The 16,601-nt window shown below is 38.0% G+C and carries 20 protein-coding genes and 1 pseudogene; 11 read left to right on the top strand and 10 right to left on the bottom strand.

Going from position 1 to position 16,601, the window contains the following annotated elements; all coding sequences use genetic code 11:
* Positions 1-7 precede the first annotated feature (7 nt).
* From L3081_RS20355 to L3081_RS20330, 6 genes are all read left to right on the top strand, one after another.
* Positions 8-616, top strand: coding sequence for an EAL domain-containing protein (locus L3081_RS20355; RefSeq protein WP_242288136.1), 609 nt, complete (start codon positions 8-10; stop codon positions 614-616).
* Positions 617-814: 198 nt separating this feature from the next.
* On the top strand, positions 815-1,234 hold the full coding sequence (locus tag L3081_RS20350; protein ID WP_242288134.1) for a lactoylglutathione lyase: 420 nt from the start codon (positions 815-817) through the stop codon (positions 1,232-1,234).
* Between the two features lie 78 nt (positions 1,235-1,312).
* Positions 1,313-1,855 (top strand): YaeQ family protein, encoded by a 543-nt coding sequence (locus tag L3081_RS20345; protein WP_242288132.1) that lies wholly within the window; start codon positions 1,313-1,315, stop codon positions 1,853-1,855.
* A 12-nt stretch (positions 1,856-1,867) separates the two neighbouring features.
* A complete protein-coding gene (locus L3081_RS20340; RefSeq protein WP_242288130.1) occupies positions 1,868-2,311 on the top strand; it encodes a zinc-binding metallopeptidase family protein in 444 nt (147 codons plus the stop codon).
* Between the two features lie 14 nt (positions 2,312-2,325).
* Positions 2,326-2,577 (top strand): hypothetical protein, encoded by a 252-nt coding sequence (locus tag L3081_RS20335; RefSeq protein ID WP_242288129.1) that lies wholly within the window; start codon positions 2,326-2,328, stop codon positions 2,575-2,577.
* Positions 2,574-3,137: a M20/M25/M40 family metallo-hydrolase gene (locus L3081_RS20330; protein WP_338027438.1), complete on the top strand. Its 564-nt coding sequence runs from the start codon at positions 2,574-2,576 to the stop codon at positions 3,135-3,137. The genes L3081_RS20335 and L3081_RS20330 overlap by 4 nt, the downstream gene beginning before the upstream one ends.
* Positions 3,138-3,320: 183 nt before the next feature.
* Here the strand turns inward: L3081_RS20330 and L3081_RS20325 are convergent, their stop codons facing one another.
* The 3 genes from L3081_RS20325 to L3081_RS20320 form a co-directional block, all read right to left on the bottom strand.
* Positions 3,321-3,788 (bottom strand): GNAT family N-acetyltransferase, encoded by a 468-nt coding sequence (locus L3081_RS20325; protein ID WP_242288125.1) that lies wholly within the window; start codon positions 3,786-3,788, stop codon positions 3,321-3,323.
* A gap of 66 nt (positions 3,789-3,854) precedes the next feature.
* Positions 3,855-4,139, bottom strand: coding sequence for a tyrosine-type recombinase/integrase (locus L3081_RS28625; RefSeq protein WP_338027437.1), 285 nt, complete (start codon positions 4,137-4,139; stop codon positions 3,855-3,857).
* Complete coding sequence (locus L3081_RS20320) at positions 4,136-4,819, bottom strand: phage integrase N-terminal SAM-like domain-containing protein (protein ID WP_338027429.1); 684 nt, start codon at positions 4,817-4,819, stop codon at positions 4,136-4,138. Before L3081_RS20320 ends, L3081_RS28625 begins: the two co-directional genes overlap by 4 nt.
* Positions 4,820-5,095: 276 nt before the next feature.
* On the opposite strand from L3081_RS20320, the gene L3081_RS20315 reads away from it, so the two are divergent.
* The 3 genes from L3081_RS20315 to L3081_RS20305 are packed head-to-tail and all read left to right on the top strand — an operon-like array spanning position 5,096 to position 6,601.
* Positions 5,096-5,986: a DUF4747 family protein gene (locus L3081_RS20315; protein WP_242288124.1), complete on the top strand. Its 891-nt coding sequence runs from the start codon at positions 5,096-5,098 to the stop codon at positions 5,984-5,986.
* A 1-nt stretch (position 5,987) separates the two neighbouring features.
* Positions 5,988-6,218 carry a hypothetical protein gene (locus L3081_RS20310; protein ID WP_242288123.1) on the top strand — a complete coding sequence of 77 codons (231 nt, stop codon included), beginning with the start codon at positions 5,988-5,990 and terminating at the stop codon, positions 6,216-6,218.
* Entirely contained in the window at positions 6,209-6,601 is a 393-nt protein-coding gene (locus L3081_RS20305; RefSeq protein WP_242288121.1) for a hypothetical protein, read from the top strand. The genes L3081_RS20310 and L3081_RS20305 overlap by 10 nt, the downstream gene beginning before the upstream one ends.
* Before the next feature lie 279 nt (positions 6,602-6,880).
* Here L3081_RS20305 and L3081_RS29240 read toward each other — a convergent pair.
* From L3081_RS29240 to ltrA, 3 genes and pseudogenes are all read right to left on the bottom strand, one after another.
* Positions 6,881-7,946 (bottom strand): annotated as a pseudogene (locus tag L3081_RS29240) (IS91 family transposase).
* On the bottom strand, positions 7,939-8,850 hold the full coding sequence (locus tag L3081_RS20290; RefSeq protein ID WP_242288115.1) for a site-specific integrase: 912 nt from the start codon (positions 8,848-8,850) through the stop codon (positions 7,939-7,941). Before L3081_RS20290 ends, L3081_RS29240 begins: the two are co-directional and overlap by 8 nt.
* Before the next feature lie 161 nt (positions 8,851-9,011).
* Positions 9,012-10,304, bottom strand: a complete 1,293-nt coding sequence (ltrA, locus tag L3081_RS20285) for a group II intron reverse transcriptase/maturase (protein WP_242288113.1) — start codon at positions 10,302-10,304, stop codon at positions 9,012-9,014.
* A gap of 655 nt (positions 10,305-10,959) precedes the next feature.
* Here ltrA and L3081_RS20280 point away from each other — a divergent pair.
* Entirely contained in the window at positions 10,960-11,295 is a 336-nt protein-coding gene (locus tag L3081_RS20280) for a hypothetical protein (protein ID WP_242288111.1), read from the top strand.
* 379 nt (positions 11,296-11,674) lie between these two features.
* Here L3081_RS20280 and L3081_RS20275 read toward each other — a convergent pair whose 3' ends face one another.
* From L3081_RS20275 to L3081_RS20260, 4 genes are all read right to left on the bottom strand, one after another.
* A complete protein-coding gene (locus L3081_RS20275) occupies positions 11,675-12,235 on the bottom strand; it encodes a hypothetical protein (RefSeq protein ID WP_242288110.1) in 561 nt (186 codons plus the stop codon).
* 42 nt (positions 12,236-12,277) lie between these two features.
* Positions 12,278-14,149, bottom strand: a complete 1,872-nt coding sequence (locus tag L3081_RS20270; protein ID WP_242288109.1) for a collagenase — start codon at positions 14,147-14,149, stop codon at positions 12,278-12,280.
* A 143-nt stretch (positions 14,150-14,292) separates the two neighbouring features.
* Positions 14,293-14,610 (bottom strand): hypothetical protein, encoded by a 318-nt coding sequence (locus tag L3081_RS20265; RefSeq protein ID WP_242288108.1) that lies wholly within the window; start codon positions 14,608-14,610, stop codon positions 14,293-14,295.
* 403 nt (positions 14,611-15,013) lie between these two features.
* Entirely contained in the window at positions 15,014-15,787 is a 774-nt protein-coding gene (locus L3081_RS20260) for a class I SAM-dependent methyltransferase (RefSeq protein ID WP_242288106.1), read from the bottom strand.
* Between the two features lie 445 nt (positions 15,788-16,232).
* Here L3081_RS20260 and L3081_RS20255 point away from each other — a divergent pair, with 445 nt between their 5' ends.
* On the top strand, positions 16,233-16,577 hold the full coding sequence (locus L3081_RS20255; RefSeq protein ID WP_242288104.1) for a beta/alpha barrel domain-containing protein: 345 nt from the start codon (positions 16,233-16,235) through the stop codon (positions 16,575-16,577).
* Positions 16,578-16,601 lie beyond the last annotated feature (24 nt).

Here is a 16,601-nt window from a genome sequence, read left to right as displayed (position 1 = left end):
ACTTCAAATGCCCGATGAATTTATTAACATTGCTGAAGAGTCTGGCATAATATTAGAAATTGGGCGATGGGTTATTTATAAAGCGATTAATCAACTGTCTGTTTGGCAGCGTCATAATCCGTCGTTGCATATGTCTATTAATTTATCTGCCGTACAATTAGCTGATACTCAATTAATAGATTGCATAAAAAATGCGTTAACAAAACATGCTATCGACGCTAGTTGTATCGAATTTGAACTCACCGAAACCGCTTTGCTAGAAAACAACGACACAAGTAAAAACATGATGAAGGAACTTAGCCAATTAGGATGCAAGATTGCACTTGACGATTTTGGCACTGGATTTTCGTCAGTGTCACATTTACAGAATTTCCCTATCAATACGGTAAAAATTGATAAATCGTTAATGTTAGCTTCATCTACAATTAAAACATTGTCTTTAATTAGGGGGTTATCGTTAATGTTACATTCGCTCAATTTAGAGATTGTTGCTGAAGGTATTGAAACTGAAGAAGCCCTAAATTTATGCCAACACTTAGATATTCATCGAATTCAAGGGTATTATATTTCTAAACCCATAGACGTGAAAACTATGGAAGCAAGGTATTTTAAATAAAGTGTTTTGAACCACATACTTTAAATATTAAGATGAACTTTATCCATTATAGAGTAGTTACTTATAGTAATTACTTGTTATAGTTATAATTAATTTTATTCAAGTGTCGATCATAAGTAGATTCACAATATATATACTTAAAATGTTCTACAGATCTAAAAAATTAAGTATATAAACCACTAACCCATAGGAATAACAATGAAATTTTTGCATAGCATGATACGCGTAAGTGATCTTGAAGCCTCATTAGACTTTTACATTAATAAACTCGGCTTAGTTGAAGTAAGACGACAAGATGTACCTGAGGGAAAATTCACACTGATCTTTTTAGCTACCGCCGCAGGTGAAGCAGAAATTGAACTGACCCATAATTGGGGATCAGAAGAAGTTTATAATACCGGCCGTAACTTTGGACATTTAGCATTTGAAGTTGATGATATTTATCAAACTTGCAAAAATTTACAAGACAATGGTGTTGTTATCAATAGACCACCGCGCTGTGGGTACATGGCTTTTATTAAATCACCCGATAATATTTCTATTGAATTATTGCAAAAAGGTGAAGCACTTGCACCTCAAGAACCATGGCTAAGCATGGAAAACACGGGCACTTGGTAAACTTTTACTAAATATCAGTATAAATAAAGATAAATTACGCTTCAGTTACTCCACTCATTTCAAAGTAGTAAAAATTACATGGCACTAAAAGCAACCATTTACAAAGCAAATATTGAATTAGCTAATATGGATCGTAATTATTACGACTCTTTGCAACTAACGTTGGCACAACATCCTTCTGAAACAGATCAACGACTCATGGTTCGTTTGATCTGCTTTATATTAAATGCTCACAGCGACTTACAATTTGGTAAAGGCGTGAGCGATGAAGATGAAGCAGCCATTTGGCAAATTAATTATAGTGATGAAATTGCACTGTGGATTGAGTTGGGCCAATTAGACGAAAAGCGCATAAAAAAAGCCTGTAATAAAGCCGAAAAAGTTAAACTGTATTGCTATGGAACAAGTGTCGACACCTGGTGGACACAATCGCAAAATGCACTAAAAAAATTCCCCAAACTTAGCGTTGAACAATTTTCAACAAGTACAACCGATGCACTCGTAAAATTATTAAATAGAACAATGGAGTTTCAATGCAGCATTCAAGATGGACAATTATGGTTAAGCTGTGGTGAAGAATCATTATTAATTGAAACAACCGTACTAAAAACGTCAATATAAGCAATATTTCATATGATCATAAAAAAACGTTTCTCATTGTATCCTTTTAGTATTTTTGTAATGTGTTTAGTGCAATCTATAACGGCTTTTGCCGCACCAAGCAATACTGCTGAACCTGAGAATACTATCTCTTTAGCGCAGATCACTAAAGACATTAGCTATTTAGCAAGCGACAAACTAAAAGGCAGAGGCAATTTTTCAAACGAACTGAGCCTCGCTGCACATTATATTACTAAGCGCTTCAAAGACATTGGTTTAATTGGCACTAATAACATTGCCGCAAAAGGCTTTTTACAAACATATAAAATATCAACCATCAGCCCTAATAACCTAATGTTAGTTTTAAATGATCAAGCAATTGCTGCTGAAAATTTAACCATCGCTAGCACGATGAATAATGTGTCATGGAAAATATCAAATGGGGAAAAAACACCCCATTTTTCCTTCACAATATAAACGAAAATGATGATATGCAAGCCATCATTAGCACGCTTAATCAACAAGGAGGAAATCATCTTGTTTTAAGCCACCCTAAGCATAAAGCACTTTTTGAACGATATAAGCACTATTTTCAGCAAGGAATTACTAAGTTAGCGATAAAACAAAGTAACACTATAAAAAATGATGCTATTAAAAACGGCACTATTATCATAGCCTTGACTGACATAAACGGCGATGACATTACCAATATGCATGCCAGTGCCATAAACACTACCGGATAACTGAGCTTAACAATGTTATTGCGATATTACCCGGTAAAACTAAACCAAACGAAATAGTGCTCTTCTCCGCACATTATGATCATTTAGGTAGTAAAAATACTGAAGGAGATAATATATTTAATGGGGCAGACGACGATGCCTCAGGTACTACGGCTATTATTAATATTGCCCAGTATTATGCTAAACAGGCCAATAATGCACGTACTTTGATGTTTGCAGCATTTAGTGCAGAAGAAATTGGCGGTTTTGGCTCCCAATATTTTTCAAAGCAATTAAATCCTGATGCGATCACCGCGATGATTAATATTGAAATGATTGGTAAACCGTCTAAGTTTGGTACTGGTGCACTCTGGATGACGGGTATGGAACGTTCTAATTTAGGGACACAACTTAATCAAGCATTAGCTAAATCAGGTAAAAAAATACACAAAGATCCCTACCCTAAGCAAAAGTTATTTTATCGTTCAGACAACGCAACCCTTGCAAAATTAGGCGTACCCGCGCATAGTTTTAGCAGTTCGCAGTTAGATAAAGACCAAAGATTATCACCAAGTAAGTGACGAAATATCTTCATTAAATTTACCCTCTATGCGTGAGGTTATACAAACACTTGCTGTTGCAACGCAACCTTTAGCTAATGGTTTAGTAACCCCCTCACGTATTGATACTAACAATGTAAAAGAAAAAGGAATAATTTTTTAAACTGAATTAATAACAAGGTTTTAAATTGCAATTTAGGTAAACTAAGCAGCAATAACCTCAAGCGGGCAGCGCATTTGAAATTCTAACTTGTTTTTACCTTCAATTTGAAAACCGTGACGTAAATAAAGCCCTCTTGCAGGGTTTTTCAATAACACATTCAGCGTTATGGGTAACTGAAGTTGTAATGCTCTTTTTTTCACTACCGCTAAAACTTTACTGCCAATACCCTGCCCTTGATATTCCGGCATTATTTGTAACTGCCTAATATGCAAACTTTTATCCATACCTTTAAGAGCAATAACACCAAGCTTCAACACCCCAATCGCTTTACGGTTACGTAAAATAATATGCGAGTCATAATAATGTTCTTTTACGCGTTCAAGATGCTGCTCAGGTGTTAATTTTATGTTGGCGTCAACTAAATGTTTAGACATAGACTTTTTTCGCAACAATAACAAAAAATCTAAATCTTCATGTTTAACAGCCCTAAAGCCGATAGTAAATTTCATTAAAATAATCAATAAATATTGTTATATGAATTAAGTATAACAATATTTATTGGAAATAAAATACGCTTATAATAAATCTGATAAAGGGCTACGCACACCATTAGCCCCATGTTCAAGCACATGCGTATAAATTTGGGTGGTTCGAACATCACTATGCCCTAATTGCTCTTGCACCGTTCTTATGTCAGCCCCGCGTTGCAATAAATGTGTCGCAAATGAATGTCTTAATGTATGACAACTTACCCGTTTATCAATATTAGATATTATAGCGGCTTGTTTAACATGCCAACGTAAACCGGTTTCATCAATATGATGGCGGCGAAACTCATTCGACTCAGGATCATTACTCAGTCGGTGAGAAGGAAATAAATAATGCCACCAAATTCCATTGCCGCTAACGGATACTTACGTTTTAATGCATGAGGCAACCAAACACCTGAGTAATACCCGTTTCTAATATCTTGCTGATATAACAATTTTGTTGCTGAAATTTGCTGTTTTAATGGCGTTATTAACTCTTTAGCTAAAGTAACACGACGATGCTTACCGCCTTTACCATGCCATATCATTACTGATAGATAATTAAAATCAACATCTTGAACTCGTAGCCTAACCACCTCCATTAAACGTAATCCACTCCCGTACATCAACTTACAAGGCAATGCATGACTAGCACTAATATTTTTTAATAAGGTAGCTATTTCAATGGTTGTTAGCACCGTTGGTAATTTAGGCTGCGCCGTACTTTTATTAAAGTTTAAGTTCAACGTTAACGGTTTTTTAATAATTTCACGGTACAGAAAAACTAACGAATTTAATGCAAGTGCTTGCGTTTTAGGCGCTACATTCAGTTGGTTAGTTAAAAAAGAAAGAAAACACTCCACTTCAATATCATGGCAGTCGACAGGGTGTTTTTTGTTATTAAAATTAATAAAGCCTTTGATCCAGTAAACATAGCTTTGAATTGTTCTTTTAGCGTATCGTTTAGTACGCATTTGTTCGGTAACATAGGTTAGAAAAACAGATCCCATTGTAAATTCCCTTTATTTTAAACTGTATACAAATACAGTATAGGCATAAATTATGTAATTTGCATGAAAAAAGGTTTTTATCAACCTTTCACTCATCAACCAGTTAACGGGATTACTATTAACTTATTGATGAGTAGAGGTAATTGGAGTATTGTAGGTTTTAAAATTATTATGAAAGAAGGATCAATGCCGTGTTTAAACATGAAGTTCATCCTTCTAATAAGCGTTAGCCGTACTATGAATTTCGCAGTCAAGTTGTAATAAAGGACTAAAATAATGACAAGAAAAAGAACCGTTTCCTATACCGCTTTTAATATAAGAACACACCCACACTCATCACAAACATATGTAGATTTATTTAATCGCCTGTTTGATTTAAAAAGACAAGTCAATTTAAGAGGTGATACCTATTGTATCCTAACTGAAATAGAGCCCCTGAATGAAGATCCATTAAAAGGAATTTCAGGTGAAATTGTGAAATTTACCAAAATAGAGGTTGGAAAGTGGTTCAATATCGAAAAGTTACGCGCTGCTGAAGAAGACGAAACTAAAAAGATTACAATACCAGAAGACTTGAGGCCTAACTTTACTAGCTTTAATTTTGTTTTTTACCCTAAGAATCACTATCTAGTTATTGAGTGTAAAGATAAGTTCGGGCAAATAAGCCCAAAAATGTTAGAAATATACTTACGCAACTTATTTGATTCAGAAGAGATTATAGAAGAGTTTAATACAATTGAGTTAACTTTAGTCCCAAGAACGGATCAACTAGAATCAGTTCTTTCTTTAAAACAAATCAGTTCTTTAGAAATGGTGCTTCGTCGCCCTAATACTGATGGTTTAGAAGATCTAGAGGATGAAGTCCTTGAAAGGCTTAATCAACAAAATGTTGAAGAAGAAATTATAATTTTAAAAGCACAGAGAGGATTATCTGTTGAAGCTGATGATAGAACTGTTGCTTTAGGTCATATCGCTCAATTAAATGGTGAAGTTAAAGCTACAGGTCATGACGAAAATGGTAAACGTGTAGAAAAATCTACTAAACAGCATCCTTTTGTTGAATCGGGTGCATACGTACCAGGTGAGATCACAGCAAAAGATTTTTTAGTAGTAATGGCAAATGCTATAGTTAAAAAAGTTAGGCGTATGGCTAGAGCGGGAGCCTAGAATGGCTAAAAAAGGGCAATACACAGGCGTCAGGAAATTATTTGCTCGATATTGGGTTGCTTATGGTGGTTTTAAATCTATCTTAGGCTCGCCATACATGCATGTATCACTCTTTATCACGCTAATTTCCTCTGGAATTTGGTTAGAATATGATTGGGTGGAAATACCAATCTCTGTACTACCTAATATTATTGGCTTTTCTCTTGGTGGATACGCTATTTGGTGGCATTAGGTGATGATAAATTTCGAGCTAGCATATCCGGTAAAACCAAAGATGGTGGTGAATCACCATTTATAGTTGTTAACGCCACATTTGTGCATTTTATTGTATTACAAATTTTAGCCTTAATAGCTGCATTGATTGGTAAATCTCAACCAATTTATAATAGCCCACTATGCATACAAAGATTCTTACTTGATCTAGCTCCTTGGTTATATGAAGTATCTTTGGTCATTTCAGTCGCTAGCAGCTTTATTGGTTACTTCCTCTTTATTTACGCCATTTTTTCAGCACTTGCAGCTACAATGGCAATATTTAGGATTGCAGGTTGGCTTGAGGTCTATCACGTAAAGCAAGTTAATAAAAAAAGTGTGCAAGGTACGGCTAATAAATAAAGGATAGGTTGCGCTTGCCGCAACTTAATCCTGTTGTTGAACAAGCCCGTTGTTGATGTGTACTCTTTATAAGTAAATAAATAAAATTGCGGAGGGTTGTTTATTTGCGGTGTTTTCTTGTCGTTTTTTCAGGCCGAGCCTGCCTGCTATCACTCAGTTTAGTTGAGCAATATCGCCACGTAACTCTTTTTTGTCATCTATATTTCGCTTATAAATAAAATCCTCACTCAGTGAATGTTTTGGGCGCAACAATTCCGTTTGCTTAGGCACGTCCTTGTTCTAAATCGGGTAACCAATAATCACGCGCTGCGTTCGTCGCATCAGGTACAGGGTCATGTACGCTTTACATTGAGGGCAGCAAACCCCTTGTTTAGGGGTTGCCGCTATGGGCGGCAGTACCACGTGAAGCATTAACTGTAAGCGCTTTAATGTGCGTTTAGCATTCCCGTGTAAAAACCCATAATTGCGCGCTCGTCGAAACCCTTTAGGCAGTACATGTTGTAGAACGCGCCATAAAAAGGCGGTGGCATGCTCAGTGATGGTTTTATACTGCTTGGTTTGACTGTCTTGGTATTGAAACGTTACTTGGTCATGGTGTATTGATAAGATATTGTTTTCATTAATCACCCCACGATAAAGATATCGCGCAAGGTAGGTTAATGCACTGTCACCTTTGCCCACATGATGACAATCAGCTACCCAGGCGGTTGGGGTTTTAGGCGGTAGATAATACCCCGAGTCGCGCAGCAGTGCGATAAATTTACCACGAAACACCTTGGCAAGGTTATCGGCTTTAAACAGGTACTTGCCTGTTTTTGGTTGCCACTGTTTTTTTGTTTTATCAAGCCCACCTCTTTGGAATAACCAGGTTAATATGTGGGTGAAATGCAAGGCGTCGTGAATGGGTGTGTAACACACCCAGTAAACCATTATGCTCACCTAAGTGCTTATCGCGTTTAAAAAACGCATCAAGGGTTTGCTTAGCCGCATTAAACATCGCCTGATACGCCCATGCTTGATGGCTCCAAACAAAATGGCGTAGCTGATACGGTAGCGTAAAGGTCACTAAATAGTAATCCACCGGCAGCAACTTTTGTTGTTGCAAGGCCAACCAATCACGATTGCTGTTATGCTGACACGCCGGACAATGTCGGTGACCACAGGACGGGTAAACCGTACTGTCGGTTTGACAATCATCGCAATGATACAACATCGCCCCGGCTTGTGGGGTATGACATGCCATCATCTGCGTGAGCGCTTGGTGGTGTACCCCGTTCATTTTAGCGCCATAGTGTTGGATAAAGTCATGATGATACTGTCTGGCTATCTGGGCAAGCTCAATCATGAGGTTGCTCCTGCCAAGTGATATCAAGACTATCGATAATATCGTTGTGTAATAACTGGCTGTTTTGAGCAACCTCTTCAGTCATACGCGTATAAAGCGCAGTGGTTTTAGGGCATGCGTGCCCTAAAAACACTTGAATAGAGCGCAAACTGGCACCGCGCTCAAGCAAATGCGTAGCAATAGAATGCCTAAGCGTATGCACGTGCACGTTTTTGGTAATACCACAGGCGTTAGCCACAAGTTTAATGGTTTTTTGTACGCCGCCTTTATCCATGACTAAGGTTTTTCCCTCACGACAATGCGGTGGTTTACCCCCAGGAAATAATAACGTGGGGTGGCGATGGGTTTTCCAGTAATGGCGTAAGGCAAGTAATGTGGCATGGGGTAGTGGCACAATGCGATCTTTTTTGCTTTTGGTATAACGTAAATGCACCTGCATTAAGTGACTGTCGATATCGGCAATGGTCAGGTTCAAGGTTTCACTTAACCGTAAGCCTAAACTGTACGTGGTGAGATAATACACTTGGTAACGCAATTGGCGTGTGGTGTTAATAATAGCGGCGACTTCAGCGACGGATAACACATCTTGCAGTGCTTGTACCTTGGGTGGTTTGACAATATCTACCCATTGCCAAGGGCGCTTTAGCACATGGGTGTATAAAAACTGAATGGCGCAACGGGTAATTTTAACGTGACTCCATGATTTATGCTCAACGAGATACAGAAAGTAGGTTTTAAGGGCATCAACGGTTAAGTTATCAGGGCAGGTATCAAAGAAGGTCGCGGTTTGCCTGATACAACGACAATAGGCATCAATTGTTTTTTCACTTTTTCCTTGCAAGGTCAGTTCGTTAAGGTAAGATTGAGCTAATAAATTAAAACGTGTTTGTTGGGTAATATTCATGGTGTACTCCTTAAGGGCTGCCAGTATTGACAGTTAAGGTAAGTACAGACGATTTTGTCTTATTCTGCCGCAAAGCGGCTTCGTTCAAATCGGGTAGCCGGAGGTTTCTACCCTCCGGCCCCCCACACCACCCTGCATGCGGCTCCGCACAGGGCGGTTCATTAACCATGATGGATTTTAATCCAGATATCCCTAAGTGATACTAAACCTGCATTGGCTAAATACTCGTTGCTCAATGCTTGATTTATCCCTTTGGTTTTCGCACTTCGCCATACCCCTTTTCTTGTCGCTCCACAGCTAATTGCTAGCGCTAGTGGAACACCCCGTTTTAATAGATTTTTCACTTTGGATCTTGGCTTGCGCCATTGTCGCCAAAAACACATCCGTATTCTTCGGCGGATCCATTGATCTAAATCGACACATAACTGATAATCGTTGGCGATGAGGAAGTAGTTTCCCCATCCTCGCAGATATCGGTTAAGGCTCGCAATTTGCTTGCTCATGGCAATGCCCCAATTTCTGTTAGTTAACTCTCGCACACGGTATTTAAAACGCTGCAATGAATTATCATGTATTTTGATTCGCCCATATTTGAAACCAAAACCTAAAAACCTGGTCTCTTTTACCGCGCCTACACGACTTTTCTTCTCGTTAACGACGAGTTTAAGGATTTGCTTTATAAACAAGCTAATACTCGTTAAAACGCGTTCGCCTGCTCGCTTAGTTTTCACCAAAATGGTGAAGTCGTCCGCATAACGGGCGAAGTGATGTCCTCGTTTTTCCAACGTTTTATCAAGCTCGTCAAGCATGATATTAGAGAGTAACGGTGACAATGGCCCTCCTTGTGGTACGCCTTGGGTTGGTTTTACTCGCTTACCGTGTTCAACAATTCTTGCGCGTAAGTAGCGCCCAATCAGTTTCATCAATACTTTATCTTTTATTTTCAAACCGAGTTTATGCATGAGTAAATCATGATTAACTCGGTCAAAGAATTTAGATAAGTCAATATCAATGGCTATTTTACGACCCGATTTAATACCTGTTTGCAAATGTGTTACCGCTTGTGCTGCATTGCAGTTTGGGCGAAAACCATAGCTGTAAGGTGAAAAATGCGGGTCGAATAGTGGATTGAGTACTTGGTGGATTGCTTGTTGGATAAACCTATCGAGTACGGTAGGAATACCCAGTTTTCGCGTGCCACCATCGGGCTTAGGAATGTTGACCCGTAGCACGGGGCTAGGTCGGTATGTTCCTTGAGCTATCTGTGTTTTGATGTGTTCCCAGTTTGCGTTAGCAAAAGTGGGAAAATCATCTATCGTCATCCCATCAATACCTGCACTACCTTTGTTGGCTTTGACTCGTTTCCAAGCATTATCCAAATTAGCAGGGCTTAACAGCTTTTCGATGAGATTTTCATGTAAGGTCAGTTGATATGCCATGCTCAATAACATCATTACCTGACGGTAATTTTGATGTATTCAAATGCATAAATGTTCCTCCTTAAGTTAATGTTCAGGCCTTCACCGTGTCCCAACCATTACGATGGGCATTTGGCTACTATGCCGTCTGCTGACTTCTACTTAATCACCATTGACGTTACCATCATTGGCGCTATCGGTTTACATCTCATTCGCTCTTCGTCGTCGATGTATTCAACGAAGCCAAGGCACTTATTAACCAGAGCCTTACTGGTTTAATGCCGATTGCGTGTTAAGCAGATCTCCCCAGATAAGTGCATGTACTTTCTTTGCACTGCTGCATCATTTACGGTGACCATTAGATCACATGGTTTCGTTATGCTTGGCTAACTCACCTCTAGTCTACGCCTCATATGATGTTCTTGTTCATCAGCTCACAAATTTGCTAGCGGCTTCCTTCAGACCATTCTTCGCAGAAAAGCCCTTGCCATTCGCTAGTAGTTAGCGTTTAATAAAACTCATTAAACGGTGATCTTCCTACAGAGGACTTTCACCTCATTAGTTCATGCCCATGCCGGCGTACCAAGTCAATTCAGCAGGACAAATAACAGTTGGTTTTGCTCCTGCGTCGCTAATTATAACCAACAATTATTTGCCTCTGATTGAGGCGTTATACCTATACGGAGGATTCGTGGCTCAACTTCACCCTAACTGTCGTTATATGTTTAAACATGCCATGAAGGCTATAGAAATATTAATTACTTATCCTTGTGGTATTGTTGAAAGATTGAAGCATTCAGGTGAAGAGTTATTACTTATTCCTATTGAAGTGCTACCTGAAGACTTGCAATGCCCATATCTTGAAATAAAGATTTACCTTACAAAGTATAAAGCTAAACCAGAAGCACGTTTTCCGTATGATACTGATTTACGAGAAACAATGAGAAGACGGCGAGCTCAAACAGCAGCGCCGATGGCACAAAAGGTTTGGAGTTTTTATAAACAATATGAAAATTCGTTAAAATAGGTATAATAAATAAAGGATAGGTTGCGCTTGCCGCAACTTAATCCTGTTGTTGAACAAGCCCGTTGTTGATGTGTACTCTTTATAAGTAAATAAATAAAACTGAGGTGGGTTGTTTATTTGCGGTGTTTTCTTGTCGTTTTTTCAGGCCGAGCCTGCCTGCTATCACTCAGTTAAACTAATCATGCCACCCATGATAAATACCCCCATAATCAATACCCAGATGCAACATTGCCAATAACGCCTTTGCCATTCAGATTATCTTCCCCTTAGTCGGGATGATAAGGCTTCTTTCAGCCTATCGGGTTTGCTAGCTTCGGCGGGCAAACAAAAAAAGGCAAATATTACTATTTGCCTTTTCTACTCGTATAACTTAATTTATCTACTTTTTGCTAAAACGTGTTCTTAATAGCAATAAAGACGATAAAAATAACAAAGCACTTGCCGGTTCAGGTACTGATGTTACGTTAAACTTCGCATCAAATTGGTTAAACTGATCTATCGAGTTATTGTCTAGGCTAACAACTTCCATACTATCAAGAACTGAAAGTATTTGTGGGCCGGCAGTTAGAGCACGAAAAGTTAATGTTGCTAGTGTAAACCCGGTACCTTGATTAGCTTGTAATACCATTTCATCAGCATCAAAGTAGGCAAAGTCTTCCAAATAAAACAAGCCTGCTATGGAATCATCGGCATAAGGGCTGTGCCCTAAACCGTCATTAAAGCCGTTGCCAAATGACCAATTAATCAACTCTAATGCATTAAAATCGTAGCTTACTTCTGCTACAAAACCACCCAGAAAATAATCTAAACTAGTCAGATTTAATTGAGCTGTGACAACTTCATTTTCGAGATAATTTGTTTTATCTAAATCGAGATTTATTAATGTTGCATTGCCGGCAAAGCTAGTAAGCAAAACTAAAGTTAGTAATAATTTTTTCATTTTATTTTCCTTTTCTTTTCTTTTATTTGTATTGTTGTAGTTTTATGGAGCAATAGCGCATCTTGATAAATCACATAATGCCATCATTGGGCGTACGTCTCGTATATCGACCACTTCGTCTTCATTAAAGTCGTAATCAATTGAAAGCAATGGGTTACCACGTAACATTTTTCTAAACATTAAAATATCACGCATATCTATAGTATTATTTTCGTCTAAATCAGCTGTCTGAAATACTTGCTCTACACATTCACCATCACCGGCTACAATACAAGTTAACCACTCAGAAAACTCTTGGTCGAATGATGTGCCCCAGTTATTTAAAATGTCTGCGTAAGGTGTGTATTCTGGTAAATTTGAATCAATTGGTGTGTTTGTTGGTCTACCACATGTCCAAACCCAGTCAGGGTATCCACCTTCACTATCGTCATATGCCCGGCCCCAACCATTTTCTGTTGCATTCTCTTTACGATGCCGGCTCCAATCCATAGTACAATCACCTGGGGTCATTTCATATTTTGCAGCTCTTAATGAAGGCAATAATTCATTGTCAATGAAACTTCGTTTCTCTTCCATCATGAAACGTACTGCCAAGTAACCCCAGTCATAAGTACGTACTTGATCAGAGTTAGCGTAAGTCGTTTGAAATAATTGACTTAAAGAATACTGGTTAGTTTTGGCGGCAATCAACGCTTTAGCATTATTGTTAGGTTGACTTAAGTATTCTGCAATACCTTCTCCCCACCAAACTGAATTAGCTGCTTGTTCGTAGAAGTTACCCCACTTATTGAAACGTCCATCTAAGTAATGAATAAATTCATGCTCCAAATTCCACACTGAAAAATCTGCTAACCACGTGGCTTGATGTGCAAAAAATCGAGCTTGATTACCTTCTGTTGAAGGGCTTCCTTCTAAATAAAACCCTCCATTATCTGTATTGATACCAAAAAAATCATTCCCATAGTTGTTATAATCTGTATATGAACTGAAAATAATCATTTCTAATACGGCGTTTTTATCATCTTTAACGGGAGTTTCGTTTGATGTATTCATGAGCCTATGAAATTTTTGTTCTTGTGAAGCAATGCTTTGACAAATCTTACCTAGATTTTCTGTTGTAATAGGTTCTTGATAACGAAGCTTTACTGTATCGCCACATTGGTGACTGCCAGATAATATGGCTGCCTGTAAATCAAATTCGCAAACATCACCGTATAGAGAGCAATTTGCATTATCGTTATAATAAACGGCTGACTGAGCGTTAAGCCATCCCTTGCTTCCTTCACCTATATGGCTATATGTGTTTAAAATAGCTTGAATACTTGGTCTAACATTTTCAGCGATACTACCACCAAAACGTAAGTATCTACCCAGTTCTGTAACAGCATCGTTCCAATGCCATTCACGGGCATGACCGATTAACCATTTACCATCAACATCTACAAACTGTTTTAGATTGGCAATGATACTCGGATTATTTAGCACCAATTGTTCAACTTCTTCACTTCTGTCAGTAATAGCGTAATATAATTTTGTAAGAAGCTCATCGACCGCTTTTTCTTCGTAATACACACCGTCGTTATCTGCTCTAGATACAGTGTTAGCGTATCCTAAAAGGGCAGTAGTGAAATTAGCTAAAAATTGTAAAGAGTCGGTTTTTGAACTCGCGACCAGTACCGGCATTTCTCGTTTTACGGAAAAATCACGGGTTGCTTCACCGTTAAATATTGAAAAACTATCACTAGAAAAATACTTAGTGAAAGCTTCATTTAAGGCGGTGTTGTAATTATCAGTATGAGTTCTATTTAAATTGCGCTGAGCATAATGCATTGCTCTTAAATAGGTCACTAAGGTTTCTAGTTCATCAGCACTTTTTGCATCGGATGCATTATATGTGTCTAAGTGTAAAACCATAGCCTCTACAATTGCTGCAGCTTTATCATCAGAGAAAGCGTCACTATTTGATGCTTCACTGTACAGACCATATAAACAGTCACCTAAGCTACTAGCCTTTACGGTATCGACTAAATCTTGACCTGTTAAAGCATATAGTTCACTTACTGATGTGCAACCAACAGCACTAGCGGCAAAGCTTTTAAATAGTTTATTTTTAGACGCTTTATTTTCTGTTTTTTTAATAAAAAATGACGATCTTTGGAGGTGTTTTGTCTGCGAAGTTGATCAAATTCTTCTATAGATAAGTTATTAGGAGTTCTTAATGCTTTATTGTCTGCGTGATTTAAATGTGGTTTTGAATCGAAAGTTGCAGCTTTAGGCATTAATTCATCTTGTTCTTGTTGTGTGTTTACTTGGGCATTTGCTAAGCAAGTACTAATTATTAAACTCGTACATAAGAGTCCCTTTGTTTTTTTCACGGCGGTTTCCTCTATTTAATTATTTTTGTTAGTGTATACAAAATACACAAAAACATTATATTGTATAAAATATATTTATCAAGTGATTGATTAGCTTTTGATTGGACTAATACATTCAGGTAGAGATAAAGACATTTTTGAAGGAAATCATCAGAAAAGTAGCTGTAGGCTTGCGGTACAGCAATCTCCCCATTGTTTTTCTTAATGTTTAACGCGTTTTCTTTGGTTAAGGTGTGGCGAGCACGGGTATTACACAAATGGCATTAGCACTCGACAAGTGGGTCAAATAACAGAAGAAACATAGATAATATTAACGAGGAAAAAACGATGTTTTTATCCGTTGGCTTCGGGCTTGTTGAACACCCGAATAATGTGTCGGCTAGGCGACACCTATCCTTATTTGTTAGGCGATTTTTCGTGCTTTAATTGAATAAAGTAATGGCACTTGCTGCCCCTTGTGTAACATTTGATAGCCCTTCCCAGAAACAAGCTCAAGTCCTTCAAAACAACTATACGGACTATAGGGGTACTCTTTAAAATTCTCTATACTCAAGCCTGCTGAAATTAAAGCATTAATCACTTCACTTAAGGAGTGTGCCCACGTTACCATTTTTGATTTTGTACCATCACAGTTTTCAGTGTATGTCCCTTCATCTTCAACATCCGGCTCAGATTGAGGGAAGTACGAGTAACCGCATAGTAAGTCGTTAAAAGTATGGAACTCTACAAGATGAAACTCACCATGTGTCACTAATGAATTAGAGATTGTTTTTGCCCAATGGTTAAGATCTGGTAACCAACAAAGAACACCGTAAGAAGTAAAAACAATATCAAATTTTTCTGTGCTTTCATTACCAAATTGATAGATATCATTAGCAACAAAAGTTGCGTCTAATCCTAGAGTTAATTTGAGTTCATTAGCTTGTTCTATTGCCTCTGTAGACAAATCAACTCCTGTAACCATTGCACCTTGCCTAGCCCATGACAACGTATCTTGTCCAAAATGACACTGAAGGTGTAATAGCTTTTTTCCTTTTACATTACCAACTTGCTCAAGCTCGACTGCGTTAAGTGATGATTTTCCATCTTTGAAAGCTTCTACATTGTAAAATTTAGATTCCACATGGATCTTTGTTCGCTTATCCCAAGCTTCCTTATTAATATTTAGATAATCCACTTAATACTCCTACCACTGAATTCAACCAATCGCCTAACGAGCCTGTAGATTAACTCGTTTTTTACATTTTTTATTAATAAAATGAACAATAGCTGAGTTCTTATTTTGGTTCAATCAGTTGCTTCGATTTTACATAAAATATAAAAAGCGTATTTCGTGCTGTTTTAATTGACGTTTTAGAAAGTTTTACAGGTGTTAATATAATTAATTTAATAACAGCTAACCGAGCCATTGACCTGTTCATGATATGGATTATTTTAATAAGAAAACAACCTAATTCACATGTCGTTATTACTTAAATTCATCATGGGTGGCCTGATAAATAGCCTGATAAATATAATAAGGGCGTGTTGTTGTAATCTATTCGACACACCCTTACATTGTATACTGTATACTATTCGTGATATAATTTATTTAGTGTGATTTTTAAACAACAGGAAATATGATGAAAACGAATAGTTCAGATTGGAGATATACCGTAATGCCGGCTGTGTTTACATGGCTGAAAGAATCAAAATCAGGTGTCGTTGAAATAGATCTTGAAGAAACAAAAAAGCAAGCCGCAAGTGTTTTAAAAGCCAAAGGTAAGGGCGGAAGCAGAATGGGCGGACTTGTCGGCTCTGGTACTCTTGGTGAGAATAGCTACCTAAGCACCGAACAGCGCCTTTCTGTACTTAAAGCCCTTTCTGAGGTTGCTACAGAATACAATGTTCCGTTGATCAGCGGAGCTGCAGCAGAAACGAAGGAAGAGCTAGCAAAAATCATTGAAGGGTCGCAACAGTTGGCGTAGATACAGTCATGGTCATGCCGCCAA

This window comes from Colwellia maritima, assembly GCF_022669015.1.
GTDB classification, from domain to species: domain Bacteria; phylum Pseudomonadota; class Gammaproteobacteria; order Enterobacterales; family Alteromonadaceae; genus Colwellia; species Colwellia maritima.
This window is presented reverse-complemented; position numbering and strand designations above follow the sequence as displayed.

Coding starts and splice junctions, on each gene's coding strand:
- L3081_RS20315 (WP_242288124.1), top strand. CDS start 5,096: ATGACAAGAAAAAGAACCGTTTCCTATACCGCTTTTAATATAAGAACA.
- L3081_RS20320 (WP_338027429.1), bottom strand. CDS start 4,819: ATGGGATCTGTTTTTCTAACCTATGTTACCGAACAAATGCGTACTAAA.
- L3081_RS20345 (WP_242288132.1), top strand. CDS start 1,313: ATGGCACTAAAAGCAACCATTTACAAAGCAAATATTGAATTAGCTAAT.
- L3081_RS20325 (WP_242288125.1), bottom strand. CDS start 3,788: ATGAAATTTACTATCGGCTTTAGGGCTGTTAAACATGAAGATTTAGAT.
- L3081_RS20310 (WP_242288123.1), top strand. CDS start 5,988: ATGGCTAAAAAAGGGCAATACACAGGCGTCAGGAAATTATTTGCTCGA.
- L3081_RS20335 (WP_242288129.1), top strand. CDS start 2,326: ATGCAAGCCATCATTAGCACGCTTAATCAACAAGGAGGAAATCATCTT.
- L3081_RS20255 (WP_242288104.1), top strand. CDS start 16,233: ATGAAAACGAATAGTTCAGATTGGAGATATACCGTAATGCCGGCTGTG.
- ltrA (WP_242288113.1), bottom strand. CDS start 10,304: ATGATGTTATTGAGCATGGCATATCAACTGACCTTACATGAAAATCTC.
- L3081_RS20270 (WP_242288109.1), bottom strand. CDS start 14,149: ATGGTTTTACACTTAGACACATATAATGCATCCGATGCAAAAAGTGCT.
- L3081_RS20340 (WP_242288130.1), top strand. CDS start 1,868: ATGATCATAAAAAAACGTTTCTCATTGTATCCTTTTAGTATTTTTGTA.
- L3081_RS20350 (WP_242288134.1), top strand. CDS start 815: ATGAAATTTTTGCATAGCATGATACGCGTAAGTGATCTTGAAGCCTCA.
- L3081_RS20290 (WP_242288115.1), bottom strand. CDS start 8,850: ATGAATATTACCCAACAAACACGTTTTAATTTATTAGCTCAATCTTAC.
- L3081_RS20275 (WP_242288110.1), bottom strand. CDS start 12,235: ATGAAAAAATTATTACTAACTTTAGTTTTGCTTACTAGCTTTGCCGGC.
- L3081_RS20355 (WP_242288136.1), top strand. CDS start 8: ATGCCCGATGAATTTATTAACATTGCTGAAGAGTCTGGCATAATATTA.